A 21,356-nucleotide genomic window follows, 5' to 3' on the forward strand; every position below is an offset into this window, starting at 1 on the left:
TACAAGAAAGTTACAACTTTGTGAACAGGTGAAAAGGTAGAGGTTTTGTCTCTCTTATTAAGCTCCATAATTCTACAGTCTCTGGTAGAGGTTCCACCCCCAGCTCCTCTTCGAGCACATGCTTACATTTCTCATAGACTTTTAAAGCTTGAGCGCGATGTTGAAGCTGATAATAGCAAAGCATTTGGAGTCGATATGCCTCCTCCCAACAGGGATCCAACTGAAGAATCCGTGAGCTCAATTGGATACAGGCTTCATACTCCCCATCCTGCACCAGAAAATAAGCAAGCTGTTCAGCTGCTCGTAGAAACAAAACTTGAAAACGTTCTCGCTCTTCAATGGACCAGTCCTCATAGCGCTGCTCCAGGAGATAGTCGCCTTGGTAGAGCTGGATCGCCTTGCTTAACCATTCCTTGCGCCGCTCCCGATCCTCCTTCTCTCGTAAGCCATGCTGTACTGCATACTCAAATTGCTCCACATCCAATTCATAGCCTGATGCCAGGTTAAACCCATAGGAAGTGCCATGTCGTTGAATATAGAAAGGTGTACTCCGTGCTGTACGATTAGGCTCTAACGCTTTCATCAAGGCATTAAGTGCCACCTTGAAGTCACGATTGGCTGCTTTTTCATCCACCTCTGGCCAGAGCAGCTGATAGATCAGCTCGCGGGGGAGTAGCTGCTTACGATAGGTTAGCAGTAGTTGAAAGAGTTGCTTCGCCTTCTCTCGTTGCCACTCCTTTTCACTCACCTCTCGCTCACCGAGCCAGACTCGAAACTCTCCGAAGGTCTGTATCCGTAATGTATAGCCCGGATGAAGATCCACCTTATCGAAGCCTAGATCTGCAAGCAAAGGATTCACATAATCTAAAGCGATTCCTTGCTTCTGTGCTTCTACCAGCATCGGAAGAAACACTTGAACATCCTTGGGACCTAGAAGAGTACGCTGACGAAAGAGAAATTGATAGTTATCATGCTGTATATGTAGGAAGAGACGAGGAAGATAGGAATGTAAACGATTCCAATCCTGTTGACGCCAGCTCACATAGGCAAGCCATAGCATAGAAACTGCTGACCCATAGTTATCCCCGCATAAGGTGAACTGTTGGTAGGTGTTCTCTAACTCTAGCCCCGCCTGCTGCCAATTCTCATCCATCACATAGCTATAGGCTTGGGCTAAATCACAGAGGGTTAACATCCACATATCCTTCGCCCGCTCGGCGATTTTTCTACCCTCTTGCGCGTAATGGCGGGCACGTTCACCCTGTCCCAGCGATGCATAAAGAAGAGCGATTCCCATCAGCGCTTCTACCTTACCTCGTTCCACTTGAAGGCGTTCGAAGATCTGTATCGCCGTCTGATAGCACTGAAGGATCATGGTAGGTTCATAATGCTCAAAGAGTTGCGAGGCATGTCCTAGTCGAATCCATCCCACAGCCTCCACAAATGGTGAGAGCAATGAATTGCCAGTAAAGATTCCCTTCTCCGCCATACGTTTCGCTGCTTCTCGCTCTCCTAGAAATGCATAGAGAAGGGAGAGAAGCACCGATGGATCACGATGAAAGCGGCTCACCCTAGATTCCCCTTCTTGCTGCAGCGATTCCACCGCTTGAATTGCCGCTCGTAAACGGCCAGTTCGTAATAATAAGCGGGCCTCCAACTCTCCTCTGCTCACCTCATGTCGAATCTCTCGCGCTATACGAAACAGCTTTTCTGCTGTCCGATGCTGTCCGAGATTGATCTGATTCTCCGCTAATAACTCGAGGAGCTTTGCCTTATGCTCTGTCTTTGTTCTCCCCCCAAGTATACGTGTAGCTTCACGCAATAGGCGATCCGCTTGTGCAGGCTGAATGGTATCGAGATAGAGACGAGCTTGCCCTTCGAGAGCACGACTTTGCCAGTACGGATCTTGTTCCTGTCTAGCTAGATCTTCTGCTTTTTTATAGCTTAGAAGCGCCTCCTGAAAGCGATTACGTAAACGAGCAATATCGCCCTGAAAAACGGGAAAAGCCAGCGAACTGGTTCCTTGCTGGTCAGATATACAATCTAACCAGATCTGCAGGGTATCCAGTTGACCTTGCTCCAACCACTGGTCTCCCTGTAGTTCAAGCAAACTCCTCACCTGAAGCCAATCCTCAAGCTCTAAGTAAACGCGCAGTGCTTCCTCGATTTTTTTCTCCCCTTCATAATGTTGGGCTAACTTTCGTAGAAGGCTCTCATACCATCGAGCATCTTCTTTCAAGCGTTCACGTAACACTTGGCGGAATAGAGCATGATAGCGAAAACGCCCTGATTGGATCACCGTAAGAAAGAGCTCCTCTTGCAAGAACTGATTACAGATCGTAGAGGATTGCTGCCAACCTAGTAAGAGATCGCCTAACTCGGGTGTCACCTCTTCACAAATGGAAGTAGCGAGCAAAAACCGCTGTTCATCCGCTGATCGAGTAGATAACACTTCAGAGATCAGGTATTCGAGAATCTCTTCACGCTGATGAAATTGAGATAGCAATTGTTCTAAATCAGCACCAGTACTAAGTTGCTGGCCAATTAATGCGAGAACAATCACCCAACCCTCTGTGAGCTTCATGAGTTGATCCGCTCTATCTTTTTCAAGATGAAGACCATATCGCTCATAAAGTTGATGGATTTCATCATTCGTAAATAGGAGATCTCCTTGCTTGATCTCTAGCAATTCTCCCTTCATCCTTAGCCCATTCATAATTGCAAGGCGGGGACGCTTTCGACTGCTAAAAATAATATGTAGATTGGGAGGTTGATGCTCAATGAGTAGCTGAAAGAGATGATTCAACTCTTCCACATCATCAATGGTATGATAATCGTCCAATATGAGATAATAGGATCCTTCCTTCTCCTGAATCATTCGTATGATTTCATAGAGTGAGAGCTCCAATTGCTTTTGGATCTCTTCATGCCCTCCCAATCCAACCGATGGGAGATCCAGATTCATCCCATGAATCAAATGGGTAAGAAACACAATGGGATCCCGATCATATGTCGTTAAGGTATACCAAACGATTTCCCCTCTCCAGGCAGCACTTGCTAAGAGGAGGCTGGTACTCTTCCCATAGCCTGGCCCTGCTTGTAGAGTGGTTATAGGAAACTGAGGAACATGACCAAACAGCTGTTCTAATCGTTCTGGCAAATAATAAGTAGACCTGGGCTTGGGTGGGATTAATTTACTCTTCATAATGGCGATGGACATAGCTCCTCTCCTCCTTCATTGTCGATCTTTCCATAATCATACTATTATTCTTGTTTTTATGCTATTTTTCCTCTTTTGTGTTGAGTACCTAAAAAAGGTGTAGGGAGTTTTTCCCTACACCTTTTTATCGATATGTTCAGTTACCTGATTGATTAACACATCACTCTCGATGTATCGATTAATACATCTTCATATATCGTTCTCGTTCCCAAGGATGCACTTGAACCCGGAAGAGATCCCATTCAATCTCCTTCAACTCTAAGTAATGCTCCAAGACATGAGCTCCTAGGGCATTACAGATGACCTCATCCTTCACCATCTCATCCATGGCTTCTCGTAATGTGGAAGGAAGGCTTGCGATCCCACACTCTTCCCGTTCACTAGCTGTCATCACATAAATATTGCGATCTACTGGTGGGCAGAGCGCCATCTTCTTCTTAATGCCATCCAAGCCTGCCATTAATGTAACAGCCAAAGCAAGATATGGATTAGCCATTGGGTCAGGATTACGGAGCTCCAAGCGTGTGCTCATACCTCGTGAAGCAGGAATCCGCACTAAGGGACTACGATTCTTCGCAGACCAGGCGACGTAACAAGGCGCTTCATACCCTGGCACCAGACGCTTATATGAATTCACAGTAGGATTGGTAATAGCTGCAAAGCTCCGCGCATGGTGCAACAAGCCTGCAATATAATGACGAGCCGTTTCACTAAGACCCAAGGAATCATTCTCATCATAGAACGCATTCTTATTACCAATGAAGAGGGATTGATGGGTATGCATACCTGAACCGCTCAAGCCATATATGGGTTTTGCCATAAACGTGGCATGTAAACCATGCTTCCGTGCAATGGTACGAACTACGATCTCAAAGGTTTGGATAAAATCAGCAGCGCGAACTGCATCGGTATATTTAAAATCGATCTCATGCTGACCTGGTGCCACCTCATGATGGGAGGCTTCCACTTCGAAGCCCATCTGATCAAGGGTCAACACAATATCGCGACGACAATTCTCTCCTAAGTCCACAGGGGCAAGGTCAAAATATCCACCATGGTCATTGACATCAAGGGTGGGCTCACCCTTTTCATCGGTTTTGAAAAGGAAAAATTCAGGCTCTGGTCCCACATTCATCGTCGTGAAGCCCATGGCTTCAGCCTCTTTCAATGCACGCTTAAGGACATAGCGTGGGTCTCCTTCAAAGGGAGTGCCATCTGGATTGTAGACATCACAGATGAGCCGTGCAACACGGGCATCCTCAGAAGACCAAGGGAAGATCATCCACGTATCAAGATCAGGATAGAGGTACATATCAGATTCTTCGATACGTACGTAACCTTCAATGGAAGAGCCATCAAACATCATCTTATTATCCAGTGCTTTTTCTAACTGGCTTAAGGGAATCTCCACATTTTTGATGGTGCCTAGAATATCAGTAAACTGTAATCGGATAAATCGTACATGCTGTTCTTTGGCCATGTGTAGAATCTCTTCTCTTGTTGTACTCACAATTTTCGCGCTCCCAACTATTTAATATGAAAGATGTGGTAGAACCTCTCCAGCATACCTACTGAAAAAATCGCGAGAGTTCTCCTTGGATCAACGATACTTCATGGGTTCGTTCTCCATTGATCAACTGCTGGCGGACACGTTCTAATAGTTCTTGACTGGTGATCTGCGGCGTTTTAATTCTCTTCTCCCGTTCATGAATACCAGCAGGAAGAGGACCAGAAGTCTGTACGAACTCTTCCTGGGTCGTAGTGGATTGAAACACTTTACGAATCCCTGCCATATTAAGCCCCTGTTCTAATAATTCCTTAATGAAGAAAAGTTGCTCAATGTGATGAAATGAGTAAAGTCGATGTCCACCCTCACTGCGGGGAACATCGATCAATCCTTGCTCCTCATAGTAACGAATCTGCCTACCTGTCAATTGAGTCAATTGTTGAACAATGCCAATAGAAAAAAGAGGTTGAAAACGGCGGTTAGCTTCATCCATATCCGATTCTCCTCTCTCAGAATGTAATCATTCTACTCGTGTACAAATTATTTGTCAATCCTATGTTAGATTATTTAACATAACAATGTGATAATAAATAACAAAAGGTGGAGTCGTAGGAACTCCACCTGAATTTATTGAGCTTAATTACTTGCTGGAAGCTGGAGTAATTCCTTCTCCAGTAAGCGATTGAGTGCGTTACAAATGCCTACCTTGACATGAGAGTAGGTGAGGCCACCTTGAATAAACCCAAGATACGGTGCACGAATAGGTCCATCTGCACTCAATTCAATGGTAGAACCTTGAATAAAGTTACCAGCTGCCATGATAACTTGATCGGCATAGCCTGGCATGGGACTTGGCTCTGGAGTCACATGAGAATCTACTGGAGAGGCTTGTTGGATTCCCTGACAGAAGGCGATTAAGCGCTCTGCTGAACCAAAGGTCACTGCTTGGATTAAATCGGTACGTGTTTCATTCCAGAGGGGATTGGTTTTAAAGCCCAGCTCTTCTACAAGGGCTGCGGTAAAAATTGCACCTTTCACTGCTTCCCCCACCACATGAGGAGCCATAAAGAACCCTTGAAACATAGGAAGCGGACTGGTGATGGTAGCGCCCCCCTCTGCGCCGATACCAGGCGCTGCTAGACGATAGCTAGCTAACTGTACCAAATGCTCCTTACCAACAATATAGCCACCAGAACGGGCGATACCACCGCCGGGGTTCTTAATCAAGGAGCCAGCCATAATATCCACGCCAACCTCGGTAGGCTCCTGTAGCTGTGTAAATTCACCATAGCAATTATCCACAAAAACGATCAAATCAGAACGTATTCCTTTGACGAAGCGGACCATTTCGCCGATCTGTTCGACGGTATAGGAAGGACGGTCTGCATAGCCACGAGAGCGTTGGATACCAATCACCTTGGTCTTCGCCGTGATGGCTTTTTCAATCGCTTCCTCATCGATCCAGCCATCTTCACGTAGAGGGATCGCTTGATAATCGATGCCATAATCGCGCATGGAACCTTGTCCTTCGCCACGAACTCCTACGACCTCCTCTAGGGTATCATAGGGGGTACCGGTGATATAGATCAGTTCATCACCTGGGCGGAGTAAACCAAAAAGTGCAGTGGCAATGGCATGAGTCCCTGAGATGATCTGATTACGTACCAAAGCGGCTTCTGTTTGAAAAACTTGAGCATAAATCGCTTCTAAGGTTGAACGTCCCATATCATCGTAGCCATAGCCAGTAGATGGTGCAAAATGAAACTCATTAACACCATGGGCTTGAAAGGCACGCAGTACCTTCCCCTGATTATAATCAACGATTAATTCCATCTCTTTGATCTTCTCTTTAATCTTTTCTTCCGCCTGCTTTACAAAAGGGCGTAGCGCTTCGCCATGGGAGAATTGAGAAAAGAATTGATCCTCTAAATGTTGACGTAGTAATTGATGCTGTTCATTCACTGTTGTATGCTCTGGTTTCATGCTCTCTCTCATCATGATGATTAATTCTCCTTCTTCTTTTTATGACTTCTCAAGCTGTTCTTCCCATAGGCTCGCTTGAATAAGAAGTCGTAGATTATCTAGATCCCGAGCCTGATTGGCGGAGATCTTGATCATGGGTGGGCGAGTTGGTAATACCACATCTGCCCCAACCAAGTCCATCTTATTATACACCGTAATGGTAGGAATCTCATGGGCGCCAATCTCACGTAACAGCTTATCCACCACTGCGATCCGCTGGTCCACCTGAGGTGCTGCTGCATCTACAACATGTAAAAGTAAATCAGCCTGTAGACTCTCTTCCAATGTGGAGCGAAAGGCAGAGATAAGTTCATGAGGCAGACGTTGAATAAAACCAACTGTATCGGTGAGGATCACTTCTTTCCCATTGGGCAAGTACAGTCGCCGTGACGTGGGATCCAAGGTAGCAAAGAGCTTGTCTTCCTCAAGGATCTGCGCTGTGGTTAAACGATTCAGCAGAGTAGATTTGCCTGCATTGGTATACCCCACAAGGGCAACTTGCTTCACCTGATTTTTACTGCGCCGCTGACGATGAAGCTCCCGTGTCTTCACAATTCGTTCCAGCTGTCGCTCGATATCTGTAATACGACGGCGGACGTGGCGACGATCAGATTCCAGCTTGGTCTCACCAGGTCCTCTCGTCCCAATTCCACCACCTAAGCGGGATAAGACATGCCCCATCCCCGTTAAGCGGGGCAGAAGATACTTGTACTGCGCTAGTTCCACCTGTAGCTTCCCTTCGTGGGATTGAGCACGCGATGCAAATATATCTAGAATCAACTGAGTACGATCGATCACCCGACCATTCAGGGATTGCTCAAGGTTACGTACTTGTGCAGGTGAAAGCTCTGTATCAAAGATAAACAAATCAGGCTCTAGCTCAGCAGCCATCGCTGCAAGCTCTGTCACCTTCCCCTCACCGATGTACCAGCGAGAGTCCACTTGCGGTCTTTTTTGTGTGACTACACTCAACACTTCTGCTCCTGCAGTCTCCGCAAGCTGTCGGAGTTCATCTAATGAGTTGGCAAACAGTGCTTCATCAAGCTGCCCGATCTGACACCCTACTAGAATGACACGTTCACAGGATTCATCTTTGACCGTATGATATGATTTCACAGGATTTCATCCCCTCGCTTTCAGAGTAATCTTATCACACCAAGCAAAAAATAAAAACGAACAGCCCGAATCTCTTGCTGTCCGTATCAAAATGAATACACCCTAAGGTAGATCCTCCGACCGTATTCGCTTCAATTCCTCCATTGGAGGATAATTACCTTGGAGGAGCCGTACCGCTTGCTTTCGAAAGGCACCTTCCAAGAGATTGCGAATATAGCGAGCATTGCTGAAGTAGGGGTCCTGTTGCTTCTGCTGACGAAGCGTACGGCGTAGTTTCACCTCGGTGGTTGGTAGGAGTTCATATTCCCGCTCCTTTGCCATAAAACGAGCGATTTCTAGAAGCTCCTCTACGCTATAGTCAGCAAAATCAATCTGAATGGAAAAGCGTGAGCTAAGTCCTGGATTGCAAGCCATGAAGTACTCCATCTCCTTAGAATACCCCGCCAAGATTAATACAAAACGCTCGCGAAAATCCTCCATACCTTTTACAAGCGTATCGATGGCTTCCTTTCCAAAATCCTTCTCACCACCACGAGCGAGGGCATAGGCCTCATCAATGAAGAGTACTCCCCCAAGTGCTTCCCGGATTTTATCCCGGGTCTTTTGTGCAGTATGGCCAATATATTCACCAACTAAATCAGCACGTTCCGCTTCGATCACATGCCCTAAATCGAGGATCCCCATGCGTGCCAGCAATTTACCCACCAATCTTGCCATGGTGGTTTTGCCTGTTCCTGGATTGCCACGAAAGACCATGTGCAAAACATGACGATCTGCTCGTAGCCCTGCCTGCTGACGCCAACGGTTCACCTGTAGCATGGCCAGGAGCTCTAACATACTTTTTTTTACCTGTTGTAGCCCAATCAATTGGTCCATCTGAGTGAGGATGGGTAGAAGTTGCTCCCATTGCTCTGGCGGAAAGGATTTTCCATGTAGACTTCGTACGAGAGATTCCTGTTCTCCTTCTCCCACCTTAGGTTGTGGGATTACCACTTGGATCTGGCGTGACGTTTGCGTAACCACACTTTCCATCATTGGTGTGTCACCATCCTTTGTGGAATGTATGAGCAGTATATGGCAAACGCCCAGATTTGGTTACTTAACCGCACATTTTCCCTCTCCTAGATAGGGATACAGGAATGCCCTTTTCGATCTGCATATGGTAAGTGTGAAGGCACAACAGGGAGGTGTGGACATGTATAACCTAAAGGCAAAACGAGTTGCAAATAAATGGATTAAACAAGAGGTGCTCCGTAAGGACCCGCAAATTGCTGCGCATATTCCGGTCACACGTCATCTGACCAATGACCAATTAGATTATATGTTAAAGCATTACGGACGTATCATCCTAAAACCTATCGTGGGTACAGGGGGCGGAGGGATCATCTCTGTAACCAAACTCAGCGATGGCCTCCTTGTCCAATTCAAACAAAAGCGGCGCCATTTTTCCACTTTACAAGCTGCCCTTTCCTATATTCGATCGATCCAACGTAAGCGTCAATATATGATCCAAAGGGCAATTATGATGGCCACCATACAAGGACGCCCCATTGACTATCGCGTGAAGATCCAAAAGCCAAAAAACGAATGGATTATTACTGGAATGGTAGGACGTCTTGCTCGACCAGGCCTCTTCGTTACCAATCTCTGTAAGGGAGGTACTCGCCTCACCTTAAAGCAGGGAATTACCCGTTCATTACCCCATGTGAACTATGCATTAAAACGGAAAGAGATGCGACAATTAACACGGCGAAGCACACAGCTCTTAGAACGCCATTTTCCTGGAATCCGCCAGCTTGGTTTCGATTATGGACTAGATTCTGCAGGGTATATCTGGATCTTTGAAGTAAATACCAAGCCTGCCTAATCGAACACATACAGTAAAAAACTTGTACCTACCAAAAAAGACCTGTTCTAGGTCTTTTTTGGTTTCACTTTATTCCGGCTTTTTCTCCACTTCCATGGGTGTAAACTCATCCTCCGGTAAGCGGATCCATTTTTTGAAATAGCCCTGTGCAATCAATTCCTTAATGAGAATCACAAGAATTGGTGAGATGATCAAGCCTGGTACTCCAAATAATGTAATCGAGACCACCATAAAGGCTAACATGGTGAAGGCAGATACACCCAGGGAATCACCGGTAATCTTTGGCTCTAAGAAATTGCGAGTTAAGACAACAACCAGATAGACCACAGATAACGAGATAGCGAAGGAGATATTATTCACAACAAATTCATAGATGATCCAAGGGATGAATAAGGTTGAAACCCCCAGCAATGGTAGCAAGTCGAGAAAGGCTGCCAGTAAAGCGATGGTGAATGCACTACGGACTCCCAAAATTAGCATTCCAATAAAGACAAGAATAAAGCTAATGGAGATCAATTTTAAAACCGATTTGATATAGGCTAAGATCCCACGAATGACATTATTCTTTAGAAAATAGTAGGCCCTCTTAAAGGTGTTAGGCGTCTTCTCTCGTGCCCAGCGTTGCCACATATCGCTTTCAATACTAAGGAAAAAGGCGAGAATAACACCAAAGCCCATATTGATTACGAAGGAGGAGACCGATGTGATCCGATCACCAATGGCTTTCATTCCCTCTCCCACATACTGATTGGCCTTTTGCAATACATCTCCAACATATTGCTGCCAGTTCATTAAGAAGTCCTCAGGTATCCAACTCCGCATGAACTCAAAACGACTGATCAGGTTAATTAATTCACTCTGGAAGGTGTGGATATAGCCAGGGATCACTTGTGCTAATTGTGCCATCTCATTGATGAAGATAGCGATAAAACCTGCAAGAATGGATAAGATGATAAGAGCAAAGAGCAAGACAGATAGACTGGTAGCAATAATCTTCTTCATTCCACGGCGTTGAAAGAAACGTGCCATCGGCTCAATGATCATATAGATAACCAAACAATAGAAGATGGGCTTTGCAATATTGAATAAAAAAGTGAAGGTGACCATAATCAGCCACACTGTTAAGACAATAACACCAATATCGAAGCCGGTCTTCCAATACTTTTTATAAAACTGATACATTATTTCCCTCCTTTCTTCAAAATCACTAAGGATTACGTCTATTGTACAATAACGTTTCAGCAATTGCACAAATCATTTCCCTAACTTTTGGGACAGACTAATGATAAGATGTGATGATCCTATGGAGGGATGAAAATGAATAAGCGTTCTCAAGAACAATTGGAACAAATGCCTACTTCTTTAACACTTTCCTCTTTGCTATTACGACAGTTAAAACTCTGGGGTGTAGAACGGATCTATGGTGTTGCTGGTGATGCCATCCTACACCTTCTCCAAACCATTGGTGAAGAACGCCACTTAATTTGGGTTAATGCCCGTTTTGAAAGTGCTGCAGCCATGATGGCATCAGCAGAAAGCATCCTCTCAAACCGACCAGGAGTCTGTCTGGGCACTAGTGGACCAGGACTTGCCAATATGTTAAATGGTCTTGCTGTGGCTTCTGCTGACCATATCCCACTATTAGTAATTACTGGGCAAGTGCCACAGGATTCCATTGGAACGGAAGCAAAACAATATGTGGAACAGCAGGAGCTGATTGCACCACTGGCTTGCTATTCTGCGGAGGTGCAAGATTCAAAAGCTTTACTTCCCTTATTACGAACTGCCTATGTAACAGCTATGACAAAGCGAGGTGTGGCTCATCTCAGTATTCCACAAAATCTCTTTTCACAGATCGTTACAGCAGTTCCTCGTCCGCTCATCGATCTACAAAGTCAGCTGCAAACTGAGAATTGTACACAGCTTGAGCAAGTGGTTGACCAACTTCAACGCTCGCAGCGCCCTGCCTTGCTCCTTGGGGTCGGAGCTCGCCAAGCACAGAAAGAAATTATGCAACTAGCAGAAATCCAGGAAGTGGCTCTTTTTGAAAGCCTGGGAGCCAAAGGAGTGATCTCCTTTCATCATCCTTTTTTCCTCGGCGGATTAGGGGAAGGTGGAACCATGGAAGGAATGGCCCTCTTCCAACAAGCAGACTTTATTCTCGTTATCGGTAGCAATTGGTGGCCAGATGGCTTTGTCCCACAGCAAGCTACCGTCGCCAGCATTGACCTAGCAGTAGCCAGCATTGAGACCCATCCTGCAGCCAACCTCGGTCTGATCGGTGATGCTACTACCGTACTTACAAAGATCATCAATCAACTCCAACAACGTTCGCGGGTAGAATGGAAGAAACAGATCACCCAGTGCAAGGAACAGATTGATCAAGCATATTCCCATGAGAATTCCCCGCCTGATGCACTCACACCTGCTCAGGTAATGAGCATCCTCAGTGATATGGTTGATGATGATGGGATTATTACTGTAGATACAGGTGATCACACAATCTGGTTCAATCAGCGCTTCCGTGCCACGAACCAAGAGGTACTCTTCTCGGGAAAGTGGCGCACCATGGGCTATGGATTACCTGCAGCTATCGGTGCACAGCTGGCTGCACCACAAAAACAGGTTACTACCATCGTTGGTGATGGTAGCTTCGTAACTACTATGATGGAGCTCTCCGCTCTCCACGAGCAACAGCTTCCCATCACCATCCTCATCCTCAAAAATCATACCTATGGGAAGGAGGAGAGTAGCATGCTAGCTCGAGGCTATCAGCCCTATGGCGTTCAGCTTGCTAACCCTAACTTTGTCCAACTGGCTCAGGCTTATGGCATTGCAGGAGAACAGGTGAAAGATGCCGATCAGCTCCTTAATGCCTTGAAAAAAGCCTACAAGTCAAAGGCTCCCTTTGTGGTGGAAATCGAAACCGCCTATATCACTCCCCCGTTTACTCAGTAATATGAAAAGGGTCTAACCTTAAGAAAATAGGTTAGACCCTTCGTCTATGCTTCACGAATCAATTTGGAACTAAAAATTTGTTCCGAACAATATTCAATAATCTCACGACGTCGAACAATCCCAATAAAAACTTCGTTATCATCGACGACTGGGACAAAGTTCTGTGCAACCGCAAGGGTGATTAAATCTTCCATTTTTGCGTTAATCGAAACCGTTTGATTCTGCCATCTCAAAGGAATGTCTTTAAGACGAATCTTATCTGTATTCTCAAAACTTAAATCGGGGGTATTCTTCAACTTCCAAAGGAGATCTCCTTCGGTTAAGGTACCAATATAATGTCCTGAATCATCGATCAGTGGGATGGCCGAAAAGCGATGGAACTCCATCCGTTCCAATGCTTGTCGCATGGTAGCTTCAGGTGTCATATACACCACTTCACGCTTCGGTAAGAGAAAAAATGCAATATTCATCAGCAAAACCCCTTTATCTGTTTTCTCCTTCCCTTCTAGCATTTTACCATTTTTTGAACATGCTTTTACACGTTACTGCCATCACTATTATATAATATTTCAGCGCAAAACATGAAGAAAGAATCTCCCTATTCTACTTTGATTAAGAGACAGGGAGATTCTGTTCAAACAAGTTTGGATTATTCCACCACGTCATAGCCTTGTTCTTCGATTGCTTCCTTCATTGCTTGATCTGTAACTTGACTAGGATCATATTCAACATGAACGCGTTTGGCCTCTAAATTGACTTTGGCTTCCTTCACACCTGCCAAGCTGTGTAATGCACCTTCTACTGCTTTTACACAATGCTGACAAGACATTCCTTCCACATGGTACTCTTTCACTCCCATTGTTCTCACCTCCTCCGTCGTCCATCATACTTCGATCTCTTCAAGATATCGTCAAATGAATCATTTCCTTTGAAGTGGAATATGACGTAAGCGTAAAGCATTGAGAACCACAGAGACTGAGCTGAGCGCCATGGCTGCACCAGCGATCCATGGCGCTAACCAACCTGCCATCGCAATTGGAATACCAATGGAATTATAGAAGAGAGAGGCAAAGAGATTCTGTTTAATGTTGGTCATGGTATGGCGACTCACGAGAATCGCATTGACAACCCCCTGCAACTCACTCCCCATCACCGTTACATCAGCAGCCTCCATAGCTACATCCGTTCCTGTATCAATGGCAATTCCCACCTCGGCAGTGGCTAATGCAGGGGCATCATTGATCCCATCGCCAACCATCGCCACTCGGAAGCCTTTTTCTTGATAGTGTTTTACCACATCTGATTTCCCCGTTGGTAATACCTCCGCTTCCACCTGGGTGATACCTACCTGCCGAGCGATGGCATGAGCAGTTCGCTGATTATCCCCTGTGACCATAGCAACCTGGAGACCCATCTGTTGCAATTGGTTGATGGCCTGCTTGGCATCCTCCTTGACCTGATCAGCTACAGCGATCAATCCGATAACAGCATTACTGCTTGCCACCAACATTACCGTCTTACCCTCTGCCTCCAATTGCTCTAGCTGGTTGAGCGAGGTAGAATAATCGATCCCTTGCTCCTCCAACAAGCGGCGATTTCCAATCCAGTATTGTTGACCTTCGTGAATGGCGGCAACGCCCTTGCCAGGATAGACGGTAAATTGCTCTACTCCCCCACATCGTTCTCCTCGTTCCTTCGCATACTTCACAACAGCTTGCCCTACGGGATGCTCAGAATTTTGTTCAATGGATGCAACTACTTGCAGAAGCTTCTGCTCTTCACTTTGGAATGAGAGAATCTCTGTCACCTGTGGTTCTCCATGGGTGATGGTTCCTGTCTTATCCAGAAGAATCACATTGACCTTACTTAGCTGCTCTAAATGTTCCCCACCCTTAAAGAGGATTCCATGCTCTGCACCCTTCCCAGTCCCTACCATGATGGATGTTGGCGTCGCCAATCCTAAGGCACAGGGACAGGCGATTACGAGAACAGCCACCGCTGTGATCAGCGCATACTCCACATTCCCGGGCTGTAGCCAAAAATAATGAAGTAAGAATGTAATAAGGGCGAGTAATACCACCGTAGGAACGAAGATACCAGAGATTCGGTCAGCCACCCGCTGAATCGGTGCCTTACTTGCGTTCGCTTGCTTCACCGCTTGAATGATTTGGGCTAAAACCGTTTCATTCCCAATCTTCGTTGCACGAAATGTGAGGGCACCATGAAGATTGATAGTACCACCAAAAACAGGATCTCCCTTTGTTTTTTCCACAGGTAGGCTTTCACCGGTTAGCATCGATTCATTGATGGTGGAATTACCTTCCACAATCTCACCATCTACAGGAATCTTCTCACCTGGTCGAACAAGTATCCATTGATCATGTTTCACCTGCTCCACAGGAATCACCTGCCAATCTCCATCCATTTTCACAGTAGCAGTTTGGGCTTGGAGGGAGAGGAGCTTTTCCATAGCGGCAGTGGTTCTGCCCTTGGCCAATGCTTCGAGATATTTCCCCACAAGAACGAGGGTAATCAAGACGGCACTGGTTTCGAAATAGAGATGATGAGAGCCATTGAGCATTCCATAAATGCTATAAAAATAGGCAGCTGATGTTCCTAAAGCTACGAGAACATCCATATTGGCACTTCTATTCTTCAAAGCCTTCCAAGCGCCTTCATAGAAGATCCAGCCAACAAAGAATTGCACAGGTGTGGCAAAAGTCCATTGTACCCATGGGTTGAGTAACCATTGGGGCACCAGCATTGGTAGACCTAAGTGGGCGAACATCGTCCAGAGTAGCGGGAATGAGAGAAGAGCTGAGAGAATGATTCTACGCCGCTTATGGCTCAGTTCCTCTTCCTTCAATGCTTTCCGATCATCTACCTTTTCCATTGCTCCATATCCTAAGTCTTTTACTTTCTTGCGTAGATCTTCGATATCAAGTTGATTCGGGTCAAAGGAGATCACCGCCTCCTCTGAAGTAAGATTGACGGTGGCATTCTGAACACCTTCCATACGATTTAAACCCTTTTCAATTCGATTGGAGCAAGCCGCACAGGTCATCCCTGTAATCACCAGTTGTACCTGCCTTCCCCCACGTTGTTCTGTACCTTCTGCCACAGTAACCTACCCCCTTTGATCTTTAAGATGACCAATTCTTACTTTACATACTCTATACTATATATACTATACCCCCCATGTGTATGTCAAACCTTTTTTCATTGAAATATACTCACCGACTGGGTATGATAAAGAGGACTTCGCGACAACGAGAAAGGAAGGTGAATCCTCATGATGAATGAGTTAATGAAGACCAACCTTGATGACGTGTTAACCACCGATTTACAGCGGAAAATCATGGACCAACTACGAGAGCATGTTGTAGATCCTGAGCTCAATATGAATGTGGTGGATCTTGGTCTCGTATACAGAATTGAAGTATTAGATGATAAGAAAGCTTATATTGAGATGACCCTCACTTCCATGGGATGCCCGTTAGCTGGCGAACTTACCACTCTAGTAAGAGAAGCTGTTACCCAACTAGAAGAGATTGATGATGTGGAAGTCAATGTGGTCTGGAACCCACCATGGAGCCGAGAGAATATGTCACAGTTCGCTCGGATGACCCTTGGAATATAAGAAAAACATGGCATAAACAGATAAGGCAGGTGCTCCATTGCACCTGCCTTATCTCGCTTCCCAGCGCCAGCCTTCTCGAGCAAGGGCGATGGGTCCTGTAAAATGTTCTGCCGCTTCCTCAAGCAATTGGTCATGCTGACCAAAGTGCGGCAGATGAGTGAGCAGAAGGGAGCCTACTCTTGCTTCCGCTGCAAGTCGACCTACATCATAACTGTTCATATGGCCCCCATAGGCTTGAGCATCCATCCCTCCATAGAAGCTACACTCTGCCACAAGCAAATCAGCATCTGCTGCAAAGTCCACCAGCTTTGGAAAGAATGCGGTATCTGCTGTATAAACAATCGTTGCTTCTGAAGTAGCAATACGCATAGCTAAGCAGTACTCAGGATGTTGAGTGGGAAGTACTTCCACTTGAAATAATCCAATCTGCTCTTTCTTGTCAGGTAATAAGGGAAAGGCCTGGGTAATATTAGGACGTTGTAAACGTTGAAAGGCCTCTTCATCGTGGTTAGGAGCATAGATGGGCAATACACCATTCCCATTGCCCAATTGTTGCTGTACAAGCAATGCATATTGCAACACGCCTAGATCCGCGATATGATCATAATGATAATGGGAGAGTAGTACCGCTTGTAAGCGTTCAGGTTGGGTAAAATAAGGAAGTCTTGATAAGACACCACTTCCACAATCAAGTAAAAGTTGTTCACCATCATGTTCCAGCAAATATCCAGCTGTGGCACTACCGGGTCCCGGGTACCCACCCCAATATCCAATCACTTGAAACTGCATGTCCATTCTCACCTTTCCATTGTATTCACTTGATGATCTAATATAAAGGAGGAAGATAATATGGTCGATCAAGAAACCAGCCATGAGGCGATGATGATTCCGATGGCAAGCTGCTGCAGTGCCGGGCGGAAAAGCCATCATTCACCGACAGTAAAACGGAATTTAACCTCACGACTCAACCGAATCGAAGGACAAATACGTGGAATTAAGCGTCTGATTGAAGAAGATACTTACTGTGATAATGTCCTGAATCAAATTGCAGCCGTGCAAGCTGCCCTTAGTTCAGTGGCTACCATCCTCATGGAGAATCACATGAAAAGCTGTGTAATGGAACGGCTTCAAGCAGGAGACCAAGAAGTCGTCGATGAACTGATGCAAACGATGAAGCGCCTAATGAAATGATCAATCATTGAATGATGGGCCAGCCGCGTTCCTCTACATGAGTACGAAATTCTGCCTTCGGCCGAACTACGACGGGACGAGATACAAATTCAAATAGAGGGAGATCAGACGCACTATCCGCGTAGGCCCATGTCTCCTTCACTTCTGTTTCTTGTAGCCACGCTTGGAAATGTCTCACCTTCTCCTCGCCATGATTGATCACACCGATCTCACCTGTACAAATCTCCCCTTCAAAGAGAAGCTCTGTGCCTCTTACCTCATCAATGGGTGCCCCAGTTCGAGCTACGAATAGTTCGAGAAATGGATGAAGCGCTCCAGACAGTAAAATCACTCGATCCCCCGACTGATGATGGGATTGAATCCGTTCCAAAATCTCTCGATCCAATTGCTCTACACCATGATCAACCAAACGAACAAAAAACGCTTCTACTTCTCCTCGGGTTAATCCGCGAAACCCTTGGGCAAAAGCGCGGAATAATTCAGTGCGAACTACATAGGAGCCCTTACGATAATTGATGATGACCGCTTGACTCATTCCTTTATAAATACGAAGTCTGCGGTGAAGTGGAAACTGCGTTAAACCCACTTTGAGCATTAAGGCTAGGGGATTACCTTGAAAAAGAGTTCCATCAAAATCGACAGCAACATAGGCCATACCTTGAATAAACCTCCTTCTTTTCCACTGCGTGATATCTATAGTATCCCCTATACCATTCGTGATGATTCCTTATTTTTCCTGCTTATCCTGTTCCTCTGTTGTCACATGTTGAAGGTGAAATTGGATTAAACCAAATAGATAATCAACAGAATGGAAGGCATAATATTTAGCAATGACCCCCTTCTCTCCATAGACTACCAGGGCTGGCACACTAGTAATCTTCCAAGCTTGAGCAAGAGCAGGTAGGTAATTGAGGTTACTGGCGATGATGCGAGCCTGCGGGATTGCTGTAGCGGTAATCTCTAACAAGCGATGGGCCAATTTACAAGTACCACAAAAAGGCGTATAAAGATATACAAATAATGGAGCCCCTTTTACATCTTGAAGCTGTTGATGTAGTTCTTCTTCAGCCATCTCCTGGATCATCTTCACCCCTCCCTCCAGCAAAAATGAAGACACCGCCTCGATGGTGGGCAGTGTCTTCATTATACCTTATTTGAATAGGTTCTCCATCTTGCGAAGCAAGGCTTCATCCATGGAACCTTCTTTGACATCGAGGATATTCCAGTCAATGTCTAATTGCGTTTGGAAGTCATCCCGTTCTTCTTCAAAGAGAATACCTGTTACGAGGCCTTCTTTTTCTTTGATAAAGCTGATGGCTTCTTCTCTCGTAGCAAAAGGTTGATCCACCTGAGCAAGGCTTTCCTTAAAGAAGTCATAGGTGTTCACCTTATTAAAAGTAACACAAGGACTGTATACATTCACCAAAGAGAAACCTTTATGTTGAATGGCACGCTCAATAATCTCAGTCATGCCTTTAATATCCCCGGAGAAGGCTTGTGCCACAAATGTTCCACCATTGGCAATGGCTGTTGCCAGCGGATCGATAGGATACTCCTTATTACCTGCTTTCGTCGTCTTCGTCACAAACTGATGAGCGCTACGTGGAGAGGTCTGTCCCTTGGTTAATCCATAAATCTGATTATCCATCACCACATAGGTCATATCAATATTACGACGAACCGCATGGGCAAAGTGTCCCATTCCGATTCCATAGCCATCGCCATCACCGCCTGCAGCAATGACAGTCAACTCTGGGTTGGCCATCTTCACACCTTGGGCAACAGGGAGTGAACGTCCATGGAGGGTATGAAAGCCATAGGTTCGCGTATACTCAGACAGCTTACTGGAACAGCCAATCCCTGTAACAATGGCCATTTGATGTGGTTCCAGTCCCAAATTCAACGCTGCCTTCTGTACACCTGCCATGACACTAAAATGGCCACAGCCTGGGCACCACGTTGGTGTATCGCCACGGAAATCTTTTATTGTAGCCATCTTATATCAACTCCTTTAACTCACGATAGACACGTTCCATCGTGAAGGGATTTCCATCATATTGCGTAATTTTAGCTGCCTTCTCATGGATGGGAAGATGCATTTTAATCACATTGAGCAACTGACCAAAGTAGTTATTCTCCACGCTGATAACCCGCTTCCCCTTTAAATATGGAGCTAATTCCATCGGGAATGGGCTGATTTGCTGCAGTTGAATATGACCGAGGTATATACCTTCTTCAGCTAATTTAGCAATGCTCTCTTCAATCACCCCACGGGTTGAGCCCATACCTACCACCATGACCTCAGCATCTTCATTCTTCAAGTAGTAAGGTGTGGCAATCCGTGCTTGTTCTACCTTACCGAGACGTTTATTCATCATCTGTGTACGGATGGCTGGATCTTCTGTAATATAACCTTCTTCATTATGCTCATTGGAACTCGCTGTATGAATACCACCCTCCATTCCTGGAATGGCACGTGGTGAGATTCCATCCTTGGTAAAACGATAGCGCTTAAAGATATGCTCATCCAAGCTCTTTACTTCATCAGGTGAGAGGAGCTTGCCGCGACTTATTTGAACACGGTTAGCATCGATGGCAGGAATGGTGGTTTTATTCATTGAGAGTGCTAGATCCAACCCGACAATGACAGGGCATTGATATTGTTCTGCGAGATTAAATGCTTCCGCTGCAAGGTAGAATGCATCCTCAATGGTGCTGGGATAAATGACGATCCGAGGAATCTCACCATGCCCAGCATAGAGCATCTGTTGTAAGTCACTCTGTTCATATTTAGTTGGGAGACCTGTAGAAGGACCACCGCGCTGAGAATTAACAATCACTAACGGCGTCTCACTCATTCCAGCCAGTCCCAATGCTTCTGTTTTCAAGGATAAGCCTGGTCCTGATGTAGAAGTCATTGCACGAGCGCCTGCGTAAGATGCACCGATGGCGAAGGTGACCCCAGCAATCTCATCCTCTACCTGTAGTACTGTTCCTCCCACTTTAGGAAGATTGGCACTCATCCATTCCATGATCTCACTAGCAGGTGTAATGGGATAAGCAGAGAGAAAACGACAGCCTGCCATGAAACTTCCAAAGGCAGTAGCCTCATTTCCAGAAAGATATAGACGTTCCTCTTTTGCCACAGGCTCCAGCTTCTGAATATAATCAGCTAAATATTGTTCTACCAATTCATAGCCCTTATCAACTGCAGCTTTATTGCTCTGGATTACCTCAGCACCTTTTTTGGCGAATACGTCTTCAATAAATTCATAGAACAATTCTTTGGGTAACTGAATTAATGCACCACTGATCCCAAGTGCGATCATATTCTTAGCAAGGGGATTCCCAAGTTGCGTGGCCAGTTCCTTCATGGGAAACGTCGCTTCAACATATTGCTTGCCATCATGCTTCTCAACATGAATCTCCTTACCTTCAACAATGGCTACGCCATTCTCAACTAATGCCTGCTCATTCAGTGGAAGAGTATCCTTATCCAAGCACAGAAGAATATCTACCTGGTCGCCAGCATAATAAGTCTGGTCTTGTGTAGCACGGATTTTATAATCCGTATGTCCGCCTTTAATTCTTGACATAAATTGCTTATACGTGGTTACATGGTAACCGTAACGAAATAATGTTCTGGCAAATACTTCACCTGTGGAGTCAACACCTTCACCTTGTTGACCACCCACTTTCCATTGGATCGCTTTGATCATGGTTATCACCTCTCCTATCGACATTATAGAACAGAATTATCAATTGAGAAAACAGAATTTATAAAATTGTTAATCACTTGAAACGAACTGGAGAAAAAAGACTTATAATTACTATA

At 45.5% G+C, this 21,356-nt stretch carries 19 protein-coding genes; 4 read left to right on the forward strand and 15 right to left on the reverse strand.

The window, feature by feature from the left end; all coding sequences use genetic code 11:
* Window positions 1-10: 10 nt before the first annotated feature.
* The 6 genes from BN1691_RS11690 to BN1691_RS11715 all read right to left on the reverse strand — a co-directional run bounded on the left by BN1691_RS11690 (window position 11) and on the right by BN1691_RS11715 (window position 8,900).
* Entirely contained in the window at window positions 11-3,220 is a 3,210-nt protein-coding gene (locus BN1691_RS11690) for an AfsR/SARP family transcriptional regulator (RefSeq protein WP_048602377.1), read from the reverse strand.
* 178 nt (window positions 3,221-3,398) lie between these two features.
* Window positions 3,399-4,730, reverse strand: coding sequence for a type I glutamate--ammonia ligase (glnA, locus tag BN1691_RS11695; protein WP_261795566.1), 1,332 nt, complete (start codon window positions 4,728-4,730; stop codon window positions 3,399-3,401).
* 58 nt (window positions 4,731-4,788) lie between these two features.
* Entirely contained in the window at window positions 4,789-5,220 is a 432-nt protein-coding gene (locus BN1691_RS14890; protein ID WP_048602379.1) for a MerR family transcriptional regulator, read from the reverse strand.
* A gap of 143 nt (window positions 5,221-5,363) precedes the next feature.
* The gene (locus BN1691_RS11705; RefSeq protein ID WP_231638404.1) at window positions 5,364-6,725 is read right to left on the reverse strand and encodes a methionine gamma-lyase family protein; all 1,362 of its coding nucleotides are present in this window, start codon (window positions 6,723-6,725) and stop codon (window positions 5,364-5,366) included.
* A gap of 24 nt (window positions 6,726-6,749) precedes the next feature.
* Window positions 6,750-7,865, reverse strand: a complete 1,116-nt coding sequence (gene hflX, locus BN1691_RS11710) for a GTPase HflX (RefSeq protein ID WP_053083762.1) — start codon at window positions 7,863-7,865, stop codon at window positions 6,750-6,752.
* A gap of 102 nt (window positions 7,866-7,967) precedes the next feature.
* Window positions 7,968-8,900, reverse strand: coding sequence for an AAA family ATPase (locus BN1691_RS11715; RefSeq protein WP_048602380.1), 933 nt, complete (start codon window positions 8,898-8,900; stop codon window positions 7,968-7,970).
* Between the two features lie 160 nt (window positions 8,901-9,060).
* On the opposite strand from BN1691_RS11715, the gene BN1691_RS11720 reads away from it, so the two are divergent.
* A complete protein-coding gene (locus tag BN1691_RS11720) occupies window positions 9,061-9,732 on the forward strand; it encodes a YheC/YheD family protein (RefSeq protein WP_048602381.1) in 672 nt (223 codons plus the stop codon).
* A 69-nt stretch (window positions 9,733-9,801) separates the two neighbouring features.
* On the opposite strand, the gene ytvI is transcribed toward BN1691_RS11720, so the two are convergent.
* Complete coding sequence (gene ytvI, locus BN1691_RS11725; RefSeq protein WP_048602382.1) at window positions 9,802-10,914, reverse strand: sporulation integral membrane protein YtvI; 1,113 nt, start codon at window positions 10,912-10,914, stop codon at window positions 9,802-9,804.
* 135 nt (window positions 10,915-11,049) lie between these two features.
* On the opposite strand from ytvI, the gene BN1691_RS11730 reads away from it, so the two are divergent.
* Complete coding sequence (locus BN1691_RS11730; protein WP_048602383.1) at window positions 11,050-12,690, forward strand: thiamine pyrophosphate-binding protein; 1,641 nt, start codon at window positions 11,050-11,052, stop codon at window positions 12,688-12,690.
* A 44-nt stretch (window positions 12,691-12,734) separates the two neighbouring features.
* On the opposite strand, the gene BN1691_RS11735 is transcribed toward BN1691_RS11730, so the two are convergent.
* From BN1691_RS11735 to BN1691_RS11745, 3 genes are all read right to left on the reverse strand, one after another.
* Window positions 12,735-13,160: a CBS domain-containing protein gene (locus tag BN1691_RS11735; RefSeq protein ID WP_048602384.1), complete on the reverse strand. Its 426-nt coding sequence runs from the start codon at window positions 13,158-13,160 to the stop codon at window positions 12,735-12,737.
* A 179-nt stretch (window positions 13,161-13,339) separates the two neighbouring features.
* A complete protein-coding gene (gene copZ, locus BN1691_RS11740; RefSeq protein WP_048602385.1) occupies window positions 13,340-13,549 on the reverse strand; it encodes a copper chaperone CopZ in 210 nt (69 codons plus the stop codon).
* 60 nt (window positions 13,550-13,609) lie between these two features.
* Window positions 13,610-15,811 (reverse strand): heavy metal translocating P-type ATPase, encoded by a 2,202-nt coding sequence (locus BN1691_RS11745; protein WP_231638405.1) that lies wholly within the window; start codon window positions 15,809-15,811, stop codon window positions 13,610-13,612.
* 171 nt (window positions 15,812-15,982) lie between these two features.
* Between BN1691_RS11745 and BN1691_RS11750 the strand changes: the two genes are divergently transcribed.
* On the forward strand, window positions 15,983-16,330 hold the full coding sequence (locus BN1691_RS11750; protein ID WP_231638406.1) for a metal-sulfur cluster assembly factor: 348 nt from the start codon (window positions 15,983-15,985) through the stop codon (window positions 16,328-16,330).
* A gap of 48 nt (window positions 16,331-16,378) precedes the next feature.
* Here the strand turns inward: BN1691_RS11750 and BN1691_RS11755 are convergent, their stop codons facing one another.
* On the reverse strand, window positions 16,379-17,119 hold the full coding sequence (locus BN1691_RS11755) for an MBL fold metallo-hydrolase (protein WP_048602386.1): 741 nt from the start codon (window positions 17,117-17,119) through the stop codon (window positions 16,379-16,381).
* A 90-nt stretch (window positions 17,120-17,209) separates the two neighbouring features.
* On the opposite strand from BN1691_RS11755, the gene BN1691_RS11760 reads away from it, so the two are divergent.
* Window positions 17,210-17,521 carry a metal-sensitive transcriptional regulator gene (locus tag BN1691_RS11760; RefSeq protein ID WP_147545941.1) on the forward strand — a complete coding sequence of 104 codons (312 nt, stop codon included), beginning with the start codon at window positions 17,210-17,212 and terminating at the stop codon, window positions 17,519-17,521.
* 4 nt (window positions 17,522-17,525) lie between these two features.
* Here the strand turns inward: BN1691_RS11760 and BN1691_RS11765 are convergent, their stop codons facing one another.
* The 4 genes from BN1691_RS11765 to BN1691_RS11780 form a co-directional block, all read right to left on the reverse strand.
* A complete protein-coding gene (locus BN1691_RS11765; RefSeq protein ID WP_048602388.1) occupies window positions 17,526-18,176 on the reverse strand; it encodes an HAD family hydrolase in 651 nt (216 codons plus the stop codon).
* A gap of 72 nt (window positions 18,177-18,248) precedes the next feature.
* A complete protein-coding gene (locus BN1691_RS11770) occupies window positions 18,249-18,605 on the reverse strand; it encodes a thioredoxin family protein (protein ID WP_048602389.1) in 357 nt (118 codons plus the stop codon).
* 66 nt (window positions 18,606-18,671) lie between these two features.
* Window positions 18,672-19,517 carry a 2-oxoacid:ferredoxin oxidoreductase subunit beta gene (locus tag BN1691_RS11775; RefSeq protein WP_048602390.1) on the reverse strand — a complete coding sequence of 282 codons (846 nt, stop codon included), beginning with the start codon at window positions 19,515-19,517 and terminating at the stop codon, window positions 18,672-18,674.
* Window position 19,518: 1 nt separating this feature from the next.
* Window positions 19,519-21,240 (reverse strand): 2-oxoacid:acceptor oxidoreductase subunit alpha, encoded by a 1,722-nt coding sequence (locus BN1691_RS11780; protein ID WP_048602391.1) that lies wholly within the window; start codon window positions 21,238-21,240, stop codon window positions 19,519-19,521.
* Between the last annotated feature and the right edge of the window lie 116 nt (window positions 21,241-21,356).

The organism is Rubeoparvulum massiliense (assembly GCF_001049895.1).
Taxonomy (GTDB): Bacteria; Bacillota; Bacilli; order Rubeoparvulales; family Rubeoparvulaceae; genus Rubeoparvulum; species Rubeoparvulum massiliense.

What these genes read in the sequence shown, in the direction of transcription:
- BN1691_RS11715 (WP_048602380.1), bottom strand. Translation starts at nt 8,900, where the DNA reads ATGATGGAAAGTGTGGTTACGCAAACGTCACGCCAGATCCAAGTGGTA.
- BN1691_RS11780 (WP_048602391.1), bottom strand. Translation starts at nt 21,240, where the DNA reads ATGATCAAAGCGATCCAATGGAAAGTGGGTGGTCAACAAGGTGAAGGT.
- BN1691_RS11770 (WP_048602389.1), bottom strand. Translation starts at nt 18,605, where the DNA reads ATGATCCAGGAGATGGCTGAAGAAGAACTACATCAACAGCTTCAAGAT.
- BN1691_RS11765 (WP_048602388.1), bottom strand. Translation starts at nt 18,176, where the DNA reads ATGGCCTATGTTGCTGTCGATTTTGATGGAACTCTTTTTCAAGGTAAT.
- BN1691_RS11750 (WP_231638406.1), top strand. Translation starts at nt 15,983, where the DNA reads ATGATGAATGAGTTAATGAAGACCAACCTTGATGACGTGTTAACCACC.
- BN1691_RS11755 (WP_048602386.1), bottom strand. Translation starts at nt 17,119, where the DNA reads ATGCAGTTTCAAGTGATTGGATATTGGGGTGGGTACCCGGGACCCGGT.
- BN1691_RS11735 (WP_048602384.1), bottom strand. Translation starts at nt 13,160, where the DNA reads ATGAATATTGCATTTTTTCTCTTACCGAAGCGTGAAGTGGTGTATATG.
- BN1691_RS11775 (WP_048602390.1), bottom strand. Translation starts at nt 19,517, where the DNA reads ATGGCTACAATAAAAGATTTCCGTGGCGATACACCAACGTGGTGCCCA.
- BN1691_RS11690 (WP_048602377.1), bottom strand. Translation starts at nt 3,220, where the DNA reads ATGTCCATCGCCATTATGAAGAGTAAATTAATCCCACCCAAGCCCAGG.
- BN1691_RS14890 (WP_048602379.1), bottom strand. Translation starts at nt 5,220, where the DNA reads ATGGATGAAGCTAACCGCCGTTTTCAACCTCTTTTTTCTATTGGCATT.
- BN1691_RS11720 (WP_048602381.1), top strand. Translation starts at nt 9,061, where the DNA reads ATGTATAACCTAAAGGCAAAACGAGTTGCAAATAAATGGATTAAACAA.
- BN1691_RS11760 (WP_147545941.1), top strand. Translation starts at nt 17,210, where the DNA reads ATGATGATTCCGATGGCAAGCTGCTGCAGTGCCGGGCGGAAAAGCCAT.
- copZ (WP_048602385.1), bottom strand. Translation starts at nt 13,549, where the DNA reads ATGGGAGTGAAAGAGTACCATGTGGAAGGAATGTCTTGTCAGCATTGT.
- BN1691_RS11730 (WP_048602383.1), top strand. Translation starts at nt 11,050, where the DNA reads ATGAATAAGCGTTCTCAAGAACAATTGGAACAAATGCCTACTTCTTTA.
- BN1691_RS11705 (WP_231638404.1), bottom strand. Translation starts at nt 6,725, where the DNA reads ATGATGAGAGAGAGCATGAAACCAGAGCATACAACAGTGAATGAACAG.
- ytvI (WP_048602382.1), bottom strand. Translation starts at nt 10,914, where the DNA reads ATGTATCAGTTTTATAAAAAGTATTGGAAGACCGGCTTCGATATTGGT.